This window comes from Flavobacterium sp. B167r, from assembly GCF_056824315.1.
The window spans coordinates 4075760-4094354 of record NZ_CP124859.1 but is presented as its reverse complement, the minus strand read 5'-3'; the positions used below and the strand labels follow the sequence as shown (position 1 = coordinate 4094354).

Below are 18595 nucleotides of genomic sequence, written 5' to 3'. Positions count from 1 at the left end.
AGTTCTTATGCTTACAGATAAAAATGAATATTTTGACACAATAGAAGACGAGAATTCAGTACAATTAAAAGAAATAGTGGTTAAATATTTAAGGTTTTGGCCTTGGTTTTTAATTACAATTGCAATAGCACTTTTAACTGTTTTTCTCTATTTGAGATATGCAGACGTTGTCTATAGATCACAAGCGAAAGTAAAATTATTGGTTGATAAGGAAAGTTCGAATTTTACATTAGATGTTACGAAATTATTTAATAAGTCAAACATCAATTTAGAAAATGAAATTGCTTTATTTAAATCAGTTCACATATCAGAACAAGTAGTTAAGAATCTAAAGCTGAACGTAGAATATTATTATAATTCTACGGTGAAATCCAAGCAGATATATAACGCTCCATTTGTTGTGAGCTATAATGATGATATATCAAACTTAAAAGAAGACTTATCATATACAATAAAGGTAACTTCAACAGGATATACAATTCAGGATGTTTTATCTGGACAAAAGTTTGAAATCAAAGGGTATACTTTAGATAAAAAAATTGCAAATTTCCCAATAAGCATTAAACCAGCTTTAGGATCAGTCATTACAAATAGTATAGATACTAATTATAATGTCGTATTAAAACCTCTAGCTAAAACCTCTTTAGAGCTCAGCAATGCTTTTGAAATTGATGCAGAAGGAAAAGACAGTGATATTCTTTCGATCTCACTAGAAGGAACTAATGGGCCTCAATCTGAAGCAATTATCAATAATTTAATTCATGTCTTTGAGGCTGATGGCATTAAAGATAAACAGGAGGTCTCGCGAAGAACAATTAATTTTGTAGACGATCGTTTTGTTTATTTAAGAAGAGAACTTGACTCTATAGAAAGTTCGAAAAAAAATTATAAAAAAAGCAATAATCTAAGTTTTATCCAAGAAGATGCCGGTTCAAGTATTCTCCAGAAAACAGCAAAAGAGCAAGCTTCATTTGACATAGAATCTCAATTGCTATTAGCAGATTTGCTGCAAAAAAGTATGGAGTCTCAAAAGGAATTTGAACTTTTACCTGCAGATATAGGCATACAAAATCCTACTATAAATCAATTGGTAGGAGATTATAATACGGCCGTTTTATCCTATCAAAAGCTACAAACAAGCGCAGGAAGCAGTAATCCTTCTATGCAGCTTTTGATAAAAACATTATTGAGTTTAAAAAGTAATATTACCAACTCAGTAAAAGGTTTCAAACAGCAATTGAAAACAAGTCTTGTTCAGAGCGAATCAGCGCAAAGAGTAGCTGACGGAAGTTTTGCTTCTATACCTGAAAAAGAAAAAGTTTTACGAAGCATTGAGCGTCAGCAAAACCTAAAAGAAAGTTTGTATTTGCTGCTGCTTCAAAAACGAGAAGAGGCATCTATTAATTTAGCCGTTACAGTAGCTAATACTAAAATTATAGATTATGCCATCACAGATATTTATCCTATCTCTCCTAAAAGAGGCAAGATTATTTTGATAGCCTTGTTTTTAGGAATTGCTATTCCGTTTATTATTTTATTTATAATTTTTAAATTAGATAATAAAGTATATACGACATCAGATGTTGAAAATCTGGCTAGCAATGTACCTATCTTAGTTGAACTGCCTTCGCTGAAAGAAAATAAAGATTCCCAAATGCAAAATGTTGAAGCTTTTAGAACTTTAGCGCAAAACACTAATTTTATTGCTCCTTATGCCGAAAATAGCGAGGGTAAAGTAATATTTGTTACATCCTCTATAAAAGGAGAAGGAAAAACTTTCGTTTCGTACAATTTAGCTGCGGCTTATTCACATCTGGATAAAAAAGTAATTGTTATTGGTACTGATTTCAGAAATCCACAGTTGCATAGAAACTTGGATAATATAAGTAAAGAGACTACAGGGTTTAGTAATTATTTGCATGACAGTACTTTGCAATGGAAAGATTTATTGATTACTAACGGAGATAAAGAATTTCCTTTTGATCTTTTTCTATCAGGAATTATACCGCCAAATCCAACTCTGCTATTATCCAGTCAGCGTTTTGCAACTTTTATTAATGAAGTAAAAGCAGTTTATGACATCATTATATTTGATACACCTCCAACTTTATTGGTCAGCGATACTCTTATGATTTCTAAATATGCTGACACAACTTTGTTTGTTGTACGTTCTGGAGTTACAGAAAAAAATCTAATATCATATTCTAAAAAACTTTATAAGGATAAAAAAATCATTAATATGGGATATGTGCTCAATGATATTGATTTTAGTTCAGGTTATGGTTACGGATATAATTACGGTTATGGCTATGGTTACGGAAAAGAAGTTGAAAAAAAATCATGGTTTAATAAGCTGAAAAAAATAATAAAGAAATAAAATGCAATAGGAGGAAACCCAATTCGAAAATTAAAAAAAAACAGCAATTCATATGGAGCTAGCAATAGATATTTTAAAAGAAACAGAGGAATGGTTAACGCCTTTTTTTGATCAGGAAACGCAAGATAAAGTAAATGAAATGATTGCTTTAAATCCGAAAGAATTAAAAGAAAGTTTTTATAAAAATCTTGAATTTGGTACAGGAGGAATGCGCGGAATAATGGGTGTTGGCAATAATCGCATTAACAAATATACCTTAGGAAAAAGTACTCAGGGACTATCTAATTATTTGCATAAGGTGTTTTCAGATCAAAAACTCAAAGCTGTTATTGCATACGATTGTCGTCATAACAGTGATACCCTGGCCAAGACTGTCGCAGATGTTTTTTCGGCAAATGGCATTCAGGTATACTTATTTTCCAGCCTTAGGCCTACACCTGAATTATCTTTTGCTTTAAAATACCTCAATTGTCAATGCGGAGTAGTACTTACTGCTTCACATAATCCACCAGAATATAACGGTTATAAAGTTTATTGGGAAGATGGAGGCCAAATTGTGCCTCCTCAGGATACAGAAATTATAAAAGCTATCGAAGAATTAAAATACGATCAAATTAAGTTTAAAGCAAACGATGATTTAATTCAATATATCGATACCGAAATAGACCAGGCTTTTGTGAAATCGTCTGTTCAAAATGCCAGTTTTAATACCTCTACAGAAGCCAAAGATAATTTGAGCATTGTTTTTACGCCATTGCATGGCACTTCAATTACCGTTTTGCCAGATACATTGGCGCTCGCAGGATATAAAAATGTACATATTGTTGAAGAGCAAAGAGTCCCAAATGGAGATTTCCCAACTGTAAAATCTCCAAACCCAGAAGAACCGGAAGCCTTGACAATGGCTTTGGCATTAGCAGAAAAAACGAATGCTGATATTGTTATTGGAACTGATCCCGATTGTGATCGCTTAGGGATTGCAGTTCGTAATAATGAAGGAAAAATGATTTTGCTAAACGGAAATCAATCTATGATTTTAATGACTGCATTTTTGTTGGAACAATGGAAAAAAGCGGGAAAAATAAACGGCAAACAATTCATTGGTTCAACTATTGTTTCGACTCCAATGATTATAAAATTGGCAGACGCGTATGGCGTTGCCTATAAAAGTGGTTTAACAGGTTTTAAATGGATTGCCAAAATGATTAAAGATTTTCCAGAACTCGAATTCATTGGCGGTGGTGAAGAAAGCTTCGGCTATATGGTAGGAGATAATGTTCGTGATAAAGATGCAGTTGCAGCAAGTTTATTAATTTGCGAAGTGGCCGCACATGCCAAATCGAATAACAGCTCTGTATATAACGAATTATTGAAGCATTACGTAGATTTCGGTTTTTATAAAGAGCATTTAATTTCTATTACTAAAAAAGGAATCGAGGGATTGGCTGAGATCAATAAAATGATGGAGAATTTAAGAGAAAATCCGTTAAGGGAAATTAACCATCAAAGAGTAGTGAAAGTTGAAGATTATAAATCATCTGTATCATTTAATTTGTTGAATAACGAATCGGATATTATAAACATGCCCAAAGCGGATGTTCTGATTTATTATACCGAAGATGGATCTGTAATTTGCGCCAGACCAAGCGGAACTGAACCTAAGATTAAATTCTACATCAGCGTTAACGAAAAATTAGATAGGAATGAAAACTTTAAGGTTATTGAAGATATGCTGATTGAAAGAATAAAAAATATCAGCGCCTCGATGCAATTGGAATAACAAACAGATTAATTAAAAAAAGATTTTAGAAATTATATCACTATAAAGTTAGTTTAATTTAAGGCAGCATATTATTGGTCAATAGTAAAATGCAATTTAGTTATGTTGGTAAAAAAGCTGTTCTATTTAGAACAGCTTTTTTTTTTTGAAAGACTGTCTTGTCCTGAAATAGCGATACACAAAAAGTATCATTATGGAAAAAGATCAAGAATTGCGATATATTAAGCGCACCCAGAAAGATTACAGTATGTCTTTTAAACTTCAAATTGTTCAAGAAATAGAACAAGGAAGAACCTCAATTACTCAAGTTAAAAAAGATTATGCTATTCAATCCCGTTCAACAATTGTTCAGTGGCTGCGAAAATTTGGTAACTTTGATTGGGACAATCAAACACCTTCTATTATGCAAAAATCTCCTGAACAGAAAATAATGGAACTTGAAGCCAAAGTGAAGTTGTTAGAAAAACAAAAAGCATTTTTAGAACAGCAGGCTTTCGTCGCTGATAAAAAAGCTATTATTTTCGATATGATGATTGATATAGCAGAAAAAGAATATCAAATTGACATTCGAAAAAACTCACCACCCGAACAATCGACCATTTTAAAAAAGAACACCAACAAACAATAATGTTTGCCTGTACTTTGTTCGGGATTGACCGGCAGGTTTATTATCGTCGAGTAAAAAAAAGTAACTCCAGGAAGCTTTTGGCTTCAGAAGTTGTTAATATGGTTTTGAAAATTAGAAATACAATGCCTCGAATTGGAGCAAGAAAACTGTATTACCTTTTAAAAAGCGAGTTGAATCAACTTAAAATAGGCCGAGATAAATTTATAGATATACTTAGAGCAAATCATTTACTGATAATGCCAAAACGTTCTTATCATATAACAACAAACTCTCATCATAGATTTAGAAAACATCAAAATCAAATATTAGAGCTACAGATCTGCAGGCCGGAGCAAGTCTGGGTATCAGACATAACCTATATTGGAAAAAAAGAGAATCCATGTTATTTAAGTCTAATAACTGATGCTTACTCTAAACGAATAATGGGTTTTAATGTCGCAGATAATATGAATGCTCATAGTAGTTTAACAGCTTTAAAAAATGCAATAAAAAAACGCAGAGATAGAGGCAAAACATTAATACATCATTCAGATAGAGGAATACAATATTGTTCTGATCAATATCAAAAACTATTACATAAAAACAATATAAAATGCAGTATGACAGAAAACTCCGATCCCTATGAGAATGCAGTAGCTGAGAGAATAAATGGAATTTTAAAACAAGAATTTAATATTGACAAGTTTAATCTAAAACTTGATGTAATGAAGGTTTTAGTAAAAAATGCAATTGACATTTATAATAACAAAAGACCACATTATTCCAATTATATGCTCACTCCAAGTCAAATGCATCAACAAAGTGTAGTAAAGATGAGAACTTATAAAAGAAAAACACCCGCAATAAAAAATATTACAGGTGTTTAATTAAATATATTTGTCTAATAATCTGTATCGATTATTTAGGACTAGTCAGACTACTTATATAAATTAGAGTTTTAGGCTAAAGAAAAATTTTATTATTTTCAAGTAAACCGTCCATTTTCTTTTTGTTATAAATTTTAAGAGGTACAGTTTTAAATTGATTAATTTCAGTTTTACTGTGAATGTCTGATCCCGTAAAATCATACAAATCATTTTTAAGTAATTGTAATGCCTGGCGTTTAATCCTTTTTCCGTAATATCCTGTTAATGAGAGTAAGTTTAATTGAAAAAACACTCCAAATTGCTTTAATTTTTCATATTTGTCCATAGATTTATGGAGATAAATATACCGTTCAGGATGCGCTATAATTATTTTGTAATTCTTTGCTTTTAATTCAAACAGCATTTCATACAAATTCAAAGGATTACTAAAGATATTTAATTCTACTAGAAGATAATTGTGCGGTAAGCCTATAAAATTCTCGTTATTGCTTTTTTCTATTAAAGTATTATCTAGCATATATTCGCTAGAATATCCTTTTAAAAACATCTTATTAGCATCGTTTTCAAGAGCTATTTCATAAGCTTGTTTTATGCTTTGAGAAGTATTATTCCAAATCCCGTTAAAAGTATGAGGCGTAGCGATAGCTGCACTAATATTCAGGGCCTTCATTTGCGCTATTAGGAAGCTCGTTTCTTCAGGTGTTCTAGCACCATCATCAATACCGGCAAGTAAATGGTTATGAATATCGATATAGCCATCAGGCAATATTTCTTTTAGATAGTATTTGGACTTAAATATTGAAAACATAAAGTTAATTTGTTTCAAATTTATTAAGGCTTCTTCTACAAACAGTTATCAGATAAGGACAAAAAAGTCTTATTCAGGAAATAAAACTCTTTTTTAGTTAAATATTTAAGTTGGAATATTAGAGATTAAATATGATTTGGAATTGTTCTCTTATAAATACATAATCTACGAATTAGGGCACATAATACAAGCGATGCTATTTAATGGAAAAAAAGTGGAAATCTATATATGATCCTACATCGATTCTGAAAAAAAGAAACGCAAAACAAAAAAAGTTAAGGCATTGCTAGTTAAATGTTTTTGGCTCTTTTTGTTGGAATTTATTTGATGATGATGAACTACATATCAATATGCTTGAAAACCTCTTAAGAACAGAGAAATGAAATCTAGCAGTACGTTTCTACTTTTATTAATGTTAAGCAGCTTTCAGAAACAGTTTTTATTAGGATTTAGAAAAAATCGGATTATTGTATTCGGAGTATTTTGATCTTTTTGACTGGTGTTTCAAGAAAAACGCAGGTTTTATTTAAGCAATTCTAATTATAAGATTGTTAAAAATAAACTATGTGCAAAAATAAAAGTTCCTTTTTTTAAATAAGTGCTTTTTTATATTTTCGCTCGCCACAGGAATGTATTAACCTAGCAAAATTAGCTTGAATAAAAAAAAACATTTTTACGGTATATAGATTAAAAATATTATTATTTCAATCCAGTAGAATCTATCAAGAATACCTAGCTCCAAATTTATTAAAATTATAAATCCCATTCCCCTTATCATGAAAAAAATTACTTTATTAATCTGCGTTCTTTTTACAGTTGCCAGCGTGAGCGCTCAACAGGAAAAAGGAATAATAGGTTACAACAATTGGCTGAACGGTTGGACCGAGTTCAAACCTAATAAAATTGACTATGGAGAGGCAACTCAAATTTTGGCAGGAAATATTACGGTTAATACCAAATTGCTAAAAAGAAATATCTATGTTTTGGAAGGAAACGTATACATTACAAATAATGCTGTTTTAACTATTGAACCTGGAACAGTAATTATTGGTGATTTCGAAACAAAAGGAACGTTGATAGTTACAAAAGGTGCACAATTGGTGGCTGATGGTTTAGAAACAGATCCAATCGTTTTCACATCAAACCAAAGCCAAAAGAAAGCTGGTGATTGGGGCGGAATCGTAATGCTTGGAGATGCGCCAATTAACAAATTCGGCAATGTATCTTCTTATAATGCAGATCTTGATCCTTCAATGACTACTTATGGAGGAGATAACACGGCTTCAAGCTCTGGAGTTTTAAGGTTCGTGAGAATTGAGTTTGCCGGCAAAAAGGTGAAAGGAATGGACAGCTTTAACGGATTGACACTTGCTGGCGTTGGAAACAAAACCATTCTTGAAAATGTTATGGTGAGCTATTCAGGAGGCGATTCATTTACTTTCTATGGCGGAGATCTTAATGTTTCGAAATTGGTTTCCTATAAATCGGTAAATGATGATTTTAAATTTTCTCAGGGAGTACAATGCCGATTCGCTAACTCATTAGCTGTTAGATCTTCTTACTTCTCTAGCACAAAAGACGGATCACGCTGTATGGAAGTAAGATCTTTTGAGAAGAAAAGCGAAACTGATTTTACTAAAAAACAGACTTTAGTTGTTGCAGGAAATATTACAATGGTTAATGACAGTGAAAACATTAACGCCGACATTCAGGCTGGATTGGTAAAAGAAGCTGTTTATGTGGCTGAAAGTGCCTCTCTTGAAATGAAAAGAAGCGTAATCTCAGGATTCAGCCCAGCGGTCTTATTAGACAGCAAAATAGATATCAATGATGCCAATCTTAAAAAAATCAAAATTGAGGAAATGTATTTCAATTTGTGCAATGGTAACATCTTTACAGAATTCAATTCGAACAATGAAGATTTAGAAAGCTGGTATGGTAGAGGTGGTTTTTTTAACGTTCATTCGCAAAGCGATAGTAAAGAGACATTCATCGATATGTTCAATCCTAAAAGACCAGATTTCAGATTACAACTTGGAAAAATCACTGGTGCTGGAGGAAATAGATAATGCATTTGATTTTTATTTCTGCTTCGCGAAATAAAGAGAACAAAAAAATATAAATTAAAAAAAGAGCCAAAATATTAGTAGTTAATATTTTGGCTCTTTTTTATTAATTTTTTTTAGCAATCAGGAAACTAAGAAGATAATCTTTTTTTCTTTCTTCCAATCCAGATCAACAATCCAGTAATCGGAAGTGTAACTGCAAAAAGACAGACTAAAAACGCCAGTATTTTTGTTGGGTATCCGTAAATGCTGCCCGTATGGATTGGGTAAATCAAGCGTCTTAATTTATCTCCATTACTAAAAGATTCATAGGGTTTTGTCTTTACAATTTCACCTGTATATTTATCAAAATAGGCCATGCTGGAGATATTCGGAATAGATTTTTCAGTATTAAGTTTAATTACCATTAGACTGTTGATCGTGTCAGAAGGTATTCTGATCTGGGTATCTCCTTTAAAAGGATAAATGCTGTCTGTCTGCGAAAATATTTTTTGATAAAAAAAAGCTTTCTCGGTTTTAGGATCAATCTTAGTCGGATTTTCTACTTTGGCTGAAGGCTTTTTAGCCGTTCCATCTGCTAATAAATAAATGCCGCTTTCAAACCATTTGTAAGACCAAGTTAAGCCCGTTAAAGAAATGATTAGTAAAACTAAAAAGGTATAAAACCCAAAAGTAGAATGGAAATCCCAATTGACTCTTTTAAATGATGCGCTCCATTTTACGGTTAATCGCTGCTTAAGATTTTTAAGCTTTTTGGGCCACCACAAAATCAGTCCCGACAAAATCATAAAAACAAAAATAAGACAGCTGATTCCTGTAACTGCTTTTCCAAATTCTCCTAAAATTAAATGACGATGCAAGTCGAGAACAACAGAGAAAAAACGGCCTTTCTCAGGAATTGAAGTTTGCACTTTTCCTGTGTAAGGATCAACCGAAAAAAATAGATCTTTTTTGTTCGAATCGGTACCAGTAATTATTAAAGTTCTCTCACGATCGTGAAAAGAATGAATGCGTTCGATTTGTTCAATATGATATTCTTTCTGAATTTTAGAAACGATATCATCAATTGGAAGTTTTTCATTTGCAACAGCTTCTACTTTATAAAACTCAGGGTTGAAAAACTCATCCAGCTCCTCTTCAAATACCAATATGCTTCCTGTAAGAGCCACTATAAACACAATTAGCCCGGATGTAAGTCCGAGCCAAAGGTGCAGTAAACCAATATTTTTTTTAAATGTTTTATTCATTTTATTTCTTTCGCATTTTTTTCAAATATAAACAATGCTTTTTAAAATGAATATCCTAATGTTAACAGCCAGTTTGAAGGTGCTCCAGGGAATAAACGAATATAATCGTATCCACCAACCCAATACGTTTTGTTTAAAATATTATTGGCGTTCAGCTGAATTTTAAACTTATTGATGTTGTAGTAAAAAGCAGCATTAAACAAGGTGTATCCAGGAAGCGTTTCTGTAGTGGTCTGACTCATAGTACGCGTAGTTGCAAAATTCGATCCCATTGCAATACCGAAATCTTTTAAAGCGCCATCGGTAAAATTATAACGAGTCCAGATATTTCCCTGTTGTCTCGGTGTGTTTGCTTTTTGTCTTCCAATTTCAACTTCAATCGGACTTTCTGTAATAAAAGCTTCATTATAAGAATAAGCTGCAGAAATACTCCAGTTTCGTGTAATGTTTCCGTTCAAATCAATTTCGATACCTTTAGATTCTTCCTCACCAATTGATCTCATTAAATCAGGATTTGTTGTGTCATTAGCAGGATACAAAGTATTTTTTTGCTGAATCTTGAAAACAGCAACTGTCACAAAAAGTTTTTCTTTAAACCATGATGATTTACCTCCAAACTCAACCATATTACTTTCTAACGGATTAAATGGACCTCCAGCATTTGGATTAGCTAAAGTAGAAGCTGTTTGAGGGTTATAGCCCTGTACATAAGTTCCGTATAAGTTGATATTTGGGTTAAGAGTATAAGTAAGACCAAAACGAGGTAAAAACGAATGTTGTTTTACTTTTGTTTCTGTCGCTTTTTTGTAATTCACTTTATCTGAATATTCATCGTAGCGAATACCAATTAAAGCCTGAAAAGCACCAAATTTAATATGATCCTGAAGGTAGATTCCGTATAATGAATAATAGGTCGGATCAACCTGACGCGCCACATAGAAATATTTGCTCATATCCTTTAACTGCTGTGAAGCAAATGGATTGCTCAAATCAAAATGAGCTACGTTTGGAACAGGATTTCCTTTGCTGTCCAATAAATAATTGGCTTTGTTCGCAGGATTGTAAGTAGCGATAAAACCATTATTGGCAGCATTTCTGTAGCCGCTTGCCGTTAATTGCGAACCACCCACAGGAACCTCTTCCTGAGCATAATCAAAACCAGCAATTAAATTATGGTCTAAAGCGCCTGTTTTAGCTTCATATTTAAAGAAAGTAGAAAGATTATCAATATAACGTTTACGTTTACGCATAAAAACCTGCATTTCGATTGCTGTCGGAATTGTGCTTCCGTCTCCAGCAGATGCATATTTATTGGCACCGCGATGCTCTAAAAGATCTTCATTATATCCTGTTCTTATGTACGATCCAGAAAATGATAGGCGATCTGAAAACTGATGGTTTAAAGAAGTAGTAACAACATATGTTTCCTCTTTCAAATAATCGTTTGTTGAGTTTAGCGAATTTGAAGTTTTTGTAGAATACAGATTGTCTTCATAAGTAGATTGTCCTCTGTCTAAGTTTCCATTTGAACTGCTGTAAATCAAATCAAAATTTACACTTGTTTTGTCGTTAGGAAGAAATGAAAGGGAAGGAGCAACAACGATATTTTTATCAAATTGTAAATCTCTGAATGAATTGGCATTTTCATAACCCAAATTCAAACGGTAAAGAAGTGATTTATCTTCTGTTAATGGTCCGGTAAAGTCTGCCAATGCTCGAAGTGTGTTAAAGCTTCCTGTCGAAAAACTGACACTGTTAGCCGCCTGATCAAGCGGTTTCTTAGTAACACGGTTTAAAACTCCTCCAGGAGATGCATTTCCAAACAATGCTGATGAAGGGCCTTTTAAAACTTCAACACGTTCTAAATAATTGGCAAGAGGTTGTTTCCAGAAGCCCGTTGAGGTACGCATTCCGTTAAGCAACTGCGTATTGCTTCCTCCGTTAATTCTAAATCCTCTTATTGATATATCGTCATAAAATGTAAACTGGCTAACCCCGCTGAAGTTTTTTACAACTTCGCCAACACGGATGGCACCCTGATCTGCAATAAGCTCTTTAGTAGCGTATGAGACTGCTTGAGGAAGATCCTTTAACGCAATTTCTGTTTTTGCACCTATAAAAGATTTTGTATTTCGGTATGATTTTTCTTTTCTTCCAGTAATTTCTACAGTCTGAAGTGTATTTATGTTTTCCTGTAAAATTATTGAAATTTCAAGATTTTCATTTTCATGCAGTTCTACTGTTTTTTCTTGTGTAGAAAAGCCCATCGCAGAAAAGTAAACAGTATAGCTTCCAGGAGATAGGTTTGTAATTTCAAAATTTCCTTTATCATCGGAAACCGCATTTTTTTTAGGACTTTTGATGGCAATAGAAGCATAAGAAACAGCTTCATTAGATTCGGAGGTCAGTCTTCCGCTAATTTTTGCATTTTGCGCCATGCTAATATTAAAGGCAGCACAAAACAGCAATAAATAAATGAACTTCATGATGGTTATTTAAGATTTGAAGCGCCAAAGTTAAGTTTATTTAGAATAAATACAAATAAATAAAAGTAAAATTCTAAAGTTGTTTTTATAAGAATATTTCAGAAGTATAAAGGTAATAGTTAGTCCTAAAACTATATTATTCTGTAGCACATTATGGGTATACTTAAAAGTTGTAAATATAACCTTTCAATATCCTTATGCTCTTTATTCTAGGGATATAAATTATAACATTTAGTTATGCTTTATAAATAAAATTATAATAGAAACAGGTTTAAAGTTCATAATCTTGCGACATGATTTCTTCTCTTAAAACAGCACTTTTTCTACTAGCATTTTTGATGCATTACTAATAATCGCAGAACATAATTTGGGGGATTATTTCTGCGCTGGATAGCCCGTTTTATCTTTTTAAGACGGGTTTTTCCAATCGCCCTTTCTTAAATTGCAAAGATTTTACTGGTACTGTGTATTTTTTTTCGCAATTGCTATATTCAGATTTTAAAAGCTGATGAAATTTCTAAAGCACTTATAATTTATAAAAATGATTGAAAATGTGCTGTAGGAACATAACAGGAAAGATCAGCCAGTAGCAAAATCTTTTTTCTTCTTGATAATGACATAAGATAGACCACTGCCAAATAAAGGACAGAGAAATATGTCTATGCTTTTGACTGATAAATCCATCTTATGGAATTCTATTATGTATAATTTTATTTTCGGTTCTAGAGCCTATTATTGGTTCTTTGGTTTGTTCGTTAATACTGTTAGGTATTAGTAAAAAAATTTTGTTAGGTTTAGTTTGAACAGGGAGATTAATTTAAGTATTTAATCTCCTTTGTTTTATCAGGCCAGAGTCAATGAAGATAATTTAATAAATACATGATTTATATGAAAAGTGAGAATTTTAAAATTAGGCACAGTTCCTTAAAGTTGATTGTAATGGCTTTGCTATTATTTTTTGGCTCAATAAAAGGATTCTGCCAAAATGAAGAAAAAACAAATAGTGCTTTCGGGGTTATTGAAAGGCTTGTTGGGAGTCGCGCTAGTGAATTTCAGCTAACTATTGCTGAAGATAAAAAAAGCAAATCTGAATGGTTTGAAATTGAAGCAGAGAATAATCTGGTAAAAATAAAAGCTTCGAGTAATACGGCACTCTGTTATGCAGCTTATAGTTTTTTAAGAGATATAGGAGCAGTTTTAGTGAGTTGGGAAGGAAACAGAATTGATCTTCCAAAGACATGGCCTAAATACTCAAAAAAGGGAGACACGCCTTTTCAGTATAGAGAATATTTGAATGCCTGCACTTTTGGCTATACAACTCCGTGGTGGGATTGGAAACGCTGGGAACAGGAAATTGATTGGATGGCTGTCCACGGGATAAACCTTCCCACTGCAATGGAAGGCCAAGAAGCGGTATGGCAGGAATTATGGAAAGAATATGGTTTAACCAACTCGCAGTTAGAATCTCATTTTGCAGGACCAGCCTACTTGCCGTGGCAGCGCATGGGGAATATTAATACTCTGGAAGGGCCTTTGCCTCAGGAATGGTTTGTAAAGAAAGAAGAGCTTCAGAAGAAAATCCTTGAAAGGATGAAAGCGCTGGATATGCATCCTGTTGTGCCTGCTTTTAGCGGTTATGTGCCAAAGGCTTTCGCCGAAAAACATCCTGAAGCAAAAATCACGGAATTAAAATCATGGTCTGGCGGTGGTTTTGCAAGCACTTTTCTTTTAGATTCCAAAGATCCCTTATTTAAAAAAATTGGAAAGCGATTTATTGAAATCTATACCCAAAAGTATGGGAAATCTAATTTCTATCTGGCAGATTCTTTTAACGAGATTGAACCTCCAGTCTCTGAACATAATAAATATGAAGAACTTGCTAGTTACGGAAATGCTATTTATGAAACCATCAATGAAGCAGCACTTGGAGCAGTTTGGGTTATGCAAGGATGGCTTTTTGGAGATAATAAGGAATTCTGGACAAAGGAAGCAACGAGCGCTTTTCTAAGTAAAGTTCCAAATGATAGACTAATGGTTCAGGATTATGCCAACGATAGATATAAGGTATGGGAAAATCAAGAAGCTTTTTATGGCAAGCAGTGGACTTACGGTTATGTGCATAATTATGGAGGATCCAATCCTGTATATGGAGATTTGAATTTTTATAAAGAAGAATTGGCAAGCCTGTTGAAAAACCCAAATAAAGGAAATATTGTAGGATACGGAGCAATGCCTGAAGGATTAAACAATAATTCGATTGTTTACGAATATATATATGATCTTCCGTGGACTAAGGCAGAACAGCCTCTAAATGATTGGCTGGCTACATATTTAAATGCAAGATACGGAAAGACTTCACCATCTGCTTTCAAAGCTTGGGAATTATTACTTGAATCGGTTTACAATGTTAAATATTGGGAAACACGCTGGTGGAACGATTGGGCTGGAGCATATCTGTTTTTCAAACGTCCAACAGTCAAAATTACTGAGTTTAAAGGAAACCCTGGAGACAAAGAAAAGCTCAAAGAAGCATTGGGCCTTTTAAGTAAAGAAGCTAAAAAATACAATAAAAAGAATCTTATTCAATACGATTTAATAGATGTTTCAAGACATTATTATTCACTTTCAATTGATGAAGATCTCATTGAATGCGTAAAAGCCTATCAACAGAAAGATATTGCAAAAGGAGACCAGTTATTTAAAAAGATAGAAAAACAAGCTTTACATATAGATGCTATAATGTCTGGACAGCCGTTAAATAGTTTAGATCAATGGGTAAAATCAGCATCTGATTACGGAAGTTCGCCAGAGGTTTCTTCATTATATGTTAAGAATGCCAAAACATTAATTACCCTATGGGGCGGAGAAGGGCATTTAAATGACTATGCTTCAAGATCGTGGAAAGGAATGTATAAAGGGTTTTACTGGCCAAGATGGAAAATGTTTTTAGAAGGTTTAAAAAAGGCATCCGTTAGCAATACTCTTTTTGATGAAAATAAAGAAAGAGAATTAATTAAAAATTGGGAAATTAATTGGACAAACTAAAAAAAATAGATCCTTAAATTATAATTACTTCGTATATAAAGATAATTAATATCATATTTATAAAATAACTTAAAACAAACCCTGTTTATGAAAAAGAAAAATCTTCGAAATCGATATATTAGTCAGTTTTTGATTATATAATTCTAAGAAAAAAACTTTGCTAAGCCTTATTATCATTGACTTTATAGAAATTATCCATGTTTATGAATAACTTGTCCATTTGTTAACATTTCTTTAGCACTAATTTCGTCAACACTTTAACTAAATAACCAACATTACAATGGAAAAACTTAAACTTTTATTATTAGCCTTTTTCTTTGGCTTCTCAATTAATACCTGGGCACAGAAAACAGATGTATCTGGTGTGGTATTGGATGACAAAGGTATTCCTCTGCCAGCTGTTAATGTACTCGAGAAAGGTACAAATAATACTGTAACGACAGATTTTGACGGAAAATTTAAAATTGCGGTTTCAAACAAAAACGCAACGATTGCATTTTCATTTATCGGATTTGACGATCAGGCGCTAAAATTAGACGGAACGAAAACAAATTACTCAATTAAAATGATGTCTACTACAACCAATTTGGAACAGGTTGTTGTTGTAGGTTACGGTAAAGGATCTCGTAAAAACTTAACGACTGCAGTTGCATCTGTTAAAGCTGAAGACTTGAACAGAGGAGCAATCAGCGATGTGGGACAATTATTGCAGGGTAAGGTTTCTGGTTTGAATATTTCGTCAAGCGGAGATCCGACAAAAACGGCTTCTGTAGTTTTGCGTGGAGCTTCTACATTAAATAGTTCTCAAGGACCATTTTATGTAATTGATGGTATTCCTGGTGTTGACATCTCTGTGATTTCACCAGATGATATTGCTACTATTGATGTCTTGAAAGATGCTGCTGCAACGGCAATTTATGGTAACCGTGCGGCAAATGGTGTTATCATGGTAACAACAAAAAAAGGAAGCAAAGGAAGAACGCAAGTAGCATACAATGGATATTTTGGTCTTGAGGAAGTTTCTAACAATCTGGATATGATGAATGCAGATCAGCTGAGAGATTTTACAACAAGAAATAATTTAAACTTTACTCCAGAGAATGATAAAGGTGCCAACACAAATTGGCAAAAAGAAATTTTAAGACCTGGACGTGCGAAATCTAGCAGTCATAACTTGTCTATGAGCGGTGGAGGAGATCATGGAAGCTACACAGCAAGTATTACTTCTATCAATAAAGAAGGTGTGATGTTAAAAAGTGATTTCTCTCGTATTATTGCCCGTTTATCTGTTGATCAATATGCTTTTGATGATAAAGTTAAATTTGGTTTGAATGTTACTAATTCAACTACAAAATATCAAAATGTACCGCAACGTAATACGGTTCTTTTACAGGCAGCAAGTTATCTTCCTGTTTCTCCAGTAAGAAATGCTGATGGAAGTATTTTTGAAAATTTTGTGAGCCCTGGATATTTTAACCCAGTAGCTTTAATTGAACATGGAACTGACGAGACTAAAACAGATAATCTTGTGGGTAACCTTACTGCAGAAGTAAAGCTTCCGTTCGGATTTACTTATAATTTGAATTTAGCGCACCAGAGATTAACTGCAACTCATGGAGAGTTTTATGACAGTTATTATTCTCAATACAACAGTGCCAACTTTTACAATAACCCAGATCCGCCTTTAACAAAAACATTGGTTAATTTTGGTGTAAATGGTTCTGCATTGAGAAATTCTTACGAAACCAGAAACAATATTATTGAGAGTTACTTAACATGGGATAAAACTCTAGGAGAGCATAAATTAAAAGCTGTTTTGGGTTATTCATGGCAGGAAAATACTTTAGGAGACGGTTTTCAGGCTACCACTACAAATTTTCCTGTAGACAATGTAGGATATAACAACTTAGCTTTAAGCAATTATACTTCGGTTAATGGTTATGTAGTAAATTTTGGAGATAGTAAAGCGTATCAGCAGACACGTTTAATCTCTTACTTTGGACGTTTAAACTATAATTACAAAGACAAATATCTTTTGCAGGGATCAATTAGAAAAGACGGTGGATCTATGTTTGGTGGCAATAACCAATGGGGATATTTTCCATCTGTAGGTGGTGCGTGGAGATTAGATAAAGAAAGCTTTATGCAGAATCAGGGTGTTTTTAGTGATCTAAAGTTACGCGCAAGTTGGGGGGTAACAGGAAATTCTTCTGGATTTAATGCTTATACGGCTCAATTTATATCTGGAAGTTTAGGAACTTTTTATTACAACGGACAGCAGATTGGTGCTTACGGACCTAACCAGGCAGCAAATCCTGATTTGAAATGGGAAAAAACGGCTACATCGAATATTGGTCTTGATTTCTCTATTGCAAAAGGAAAAGTAACAGGTTCTGTTGATGTTTACGACAAGAAGACAACAGATATGATTTTCAACTATAATGTTAATCCAGCATTGGTGCCAGTAGGAACAATTGTAGCAAACGGAGGAACAATGTCTAACAAAGGTATAGAGCTTAGTTTAAGCGCAACTCCAGTTAAAACAGCAACTTTCAGCTGGAATACTAGTCTGAACTTGGCTCATAACAAAAATGAGATCGTTAAATTGACTAGTCCGTTTTTTGTTGGTGGAGATTCTATCCGCCGTGTTCAGCCAGATGGAGGCGGACAGACAGGAAGCACTTTACAGATTTTTAAAGAAGGAAAACCTCTTGGACAATTCTTTACTTTGAAATATGCGGGCAAAAATGCTGCTGGAGTTTCTCAGTATTATGACAAAAATGGCGATTTGACTACTACACCGCAAATTGGAGTAGATTACCATTATGCAGGAAGCGCACAGCCAAAATTATTGATGGGTTGGGCAAATAATTTCCAATACAAAAAATTTGATTTAAGTGTTTTCTTTAGAGGAGTTTTTGGCAATAAAATTTTCAATGCAACCCGTGCCGATTTATTTAGACCAAGCACTGCAATGACTAATAATATTTTGGTAGATGCAGGAAATGAATCTCCAAATGATTTAAACTCTTTTAAATATTCAGATCGTTTTATAGAAGACGGCAGTTATATAAGGTTGGACAACATGACATTAGGATATAATTTTGGTAAAGTAGGCAGATATATAAGCAGTCTTCGCCTTTATCACACTGTAAACAATGTATTTGTGATAACTAAATACACTGGAATTGATCCTGAGGTAGAACAAGGAGGAACAGCTCCTGGAGTAGATTCAAATAACTTCTATCCTAAAACAAGAACATACTTGTTCGGTTTAAATGTGACCTTCTAA

General features: G+C 33.3%; 10 protein-coding genes. 7 read left to right on the top strand and 3 right to left on the bottom strand.

The window, feature by feature from the left end; genetic code table 11:
• Positions 1-7: 7 nt before the first annotated feature.
• From QLQ96_RS18230 to QLQ96_RS18215, 4 genes are all read left to right on the top strand, one after another.
• A complete protein-coding gene (locus QLQ96_RS18230) occupies positions 8-2377 on the top strand; it encodes a GumC family protein (protein ID WP_482492326.1) in 2370 nt (789 codons plus the stop codon).
• Between the two features lie 52 nt (positions 2378-2429).
• Positions 2430-4157: a phospho-sugar mutase gene (locus QLQ96_RS18225; protein ID WP_482492325.1), complete on the top strand. Its 1728-nt coding sequence runs from the start codon at positions 2430-2432 to the stop codon at positions 4155-4157.
• A gap of 193 nt (positions 4158-4350) precedes the next feature.
• The gene (locus QLQ96_RS18220; RefSeq protein ID WP_482490792.1) at positions 4351-4785 is read left to right on the top strand and encodes a transposase; all 435 of its coding nucleotides are present in this window, start codon (positions 4351-4353) and stop codon (positions 4783-4785) included.
• A complete protein-coding gene (locus QLQ96_RS18215) occupies positions 4785-5651 on the top strand; it encodes an IS3 family transposase (RefSeq protein WP_482492323.1) in 867 nt (288 codons plus the stop codon). The genes QLQ96_RS18220 and QLQ96_RS18215 overlap by 1 nt, the downstream gene beginning before the upstream one ends.
• A 76-nt stretch (positions 5652-5727) precedes the next feature.
• Here QLQ96_RS18215 and QLQ96_RS18210 read toward each other — a convergent pair whose 3' ends face one another.
• Positions 5728-6459 carry a tyrosine-protein phosphatase gene (locus tag QLQ96_RS18210; RefSeq protein WP_482492322.1) on the bottom strand — a complete coding sequence of 244 codons (732 nt, stop codon included), beginning with the start codon at positions 6457-6459 and terminating at the stop codon, positions 5728-5730.
• Positions 6460-7235: 776 nt separating this feature from the next.
• Here QLQ96_RS18210 and QLQ96_RS18205 point away from each other — a divergent pair.
• Positions 7236-8528, top strand: a complete 1293-nt coding sequence (locus QLQ96_RS18205) for a hypothetical protein (protein WP_482492320.1) — start codon at positions 7236-7238, stop codon at positions 8526-8528.
• A 128-nt stretch (positions 8529-8656) separates the two neighbouring features.
• On the opposite strand, the gene QLQ96_RS18200 is transcribed toward QLQ96_RS18205, so the two are convergent.
• Both QLQ96_RS18200 and QLQ96_RS18195 read right to left on the bottom strand, forming a co-directional pair.
• Positions 8657-9772, bottom strand: coding sequence for a PepSY-associated TM helix domain-containing protein (locus QLQ96_RS18200; RefSeq protein WP_482492319.1), 1116 nt, complete (start codon positions 9770-9772; stop codon positions 8657-8659).
• A gap of 41 nt (positions 9773-9813) precedes the next feature.
• Positions 9814-12258: a TonB-dependent siderophore receptor gene (locus QLQ96_RS18195; protein WP_482492317.1), complete on the bottom strand. Its 2445-nt coding sequence runs from the start codon at positions 12256-12258 to the stop codon at positions 9814-9816.
• A gap of 939 nt (positions 12259-13197) precedes the next feature.
• Between QLQ96_RS18195 and QLQ96_RS18190 the strand changes: the two genes are divergently transcribed.
• Both QLQ96_RS18190 and QLQ96_RS18185 read left to right on the top strand, forming a co-directional pair.
• Positions 13198-15303, top strand: coding sequence for an alpha-N-acetylglucosaminidase (locus tag QLQ96_RS18190; protein WP_482492315.1), 2106 nt, complete (start codon positions 13198-13200; stop codon positions 15301-15303).
• 280 nt (positions 15304-15583) lie between these two features.
• Positions 15584-18595, top strand: coding sequence for a SusC/RagA family TonB-linked outer membrane protein (locus QLQ96_RS18185; protein WP_482492313.1), 3012 nt, complete (start codon positions 15584-15586; stop codon positions 18593-18595).

Excerpts from the sequence above, each read along its gene's own strand:
- QLQ96_RS18220 (WP_482490792.1), top strand. The coding sequence starts at position 4,351 with ATGGAAAAAGATCAAGAATTGCGATATATTAAGCGCACCCAGAAAGAT.
- QLQ96_RS18215 (WP_482492323.1), top strand. The coding sequence starts at position 4,785 with ATGTTTGCCTGTACTTTGTTCGGGATTGACCGGCAGGTTTATTATCGT.
- QLQ96_RS18230 (WP_482492326.1), top strand. The coding sequence starts at position 8 with ATGCTTACAGATAAAAATGAATATTTTGACACAATAGAAGACGAGAAT.
- QLQ96_RS18185 (WP_482492313.1), top strand. The coding sequence starts at position 15,584 with ATGGAAAAACTTAAACTTTTATTATTAGCCTTTTTCTTTGGCTTCTCA.
- QLQ96_RS18205 (WP_482492320.1), top strand. The coding sequence starts at position 7,236 with ATGAAAAAAATTACTTTATTAATCTGCGTTCTTTTTACAGTTGCCAGC.
- QLQ96_RS18225 (WP_482492325.1), top strand. The coding sequence starts at position 2,430 with ATGGAGCTAGCAATAGATATTTTAAAAGAAACAGAGGAATGGTTAACG.
- QLQ96_RS18200 (WP_482492319.1), bottom strand. The coding sequence starts at position 9,772 with ATGAATAAAACATTTAAAAAAAATATTGGTTTACTGCACCTTTGGCTC.
- QLQ96_RS18195 (WP_482492317.1), bottom strand. The coding sequence starts at position 12,258 with ATGAAGTTCATTTATTTATTGCTGTTTTGTGCTGCCTTTAATATTAGC.
- QLQ96_RS18210 (WP_482492322.1), bottom strand. The coding sequence starts at position 6,459 with ATGTTTTCAATATTTAAGTCCAAATACTATCTAAAAGAAATATTGCCT.
- QLQ96_RS18190 (WP_482492315.1), top strand. The coding sequence starts at position 13,198 with ATGGCTTTGCTATTATTTTTTGGCTCAATAAAAGGATTCTGCCAAAAT.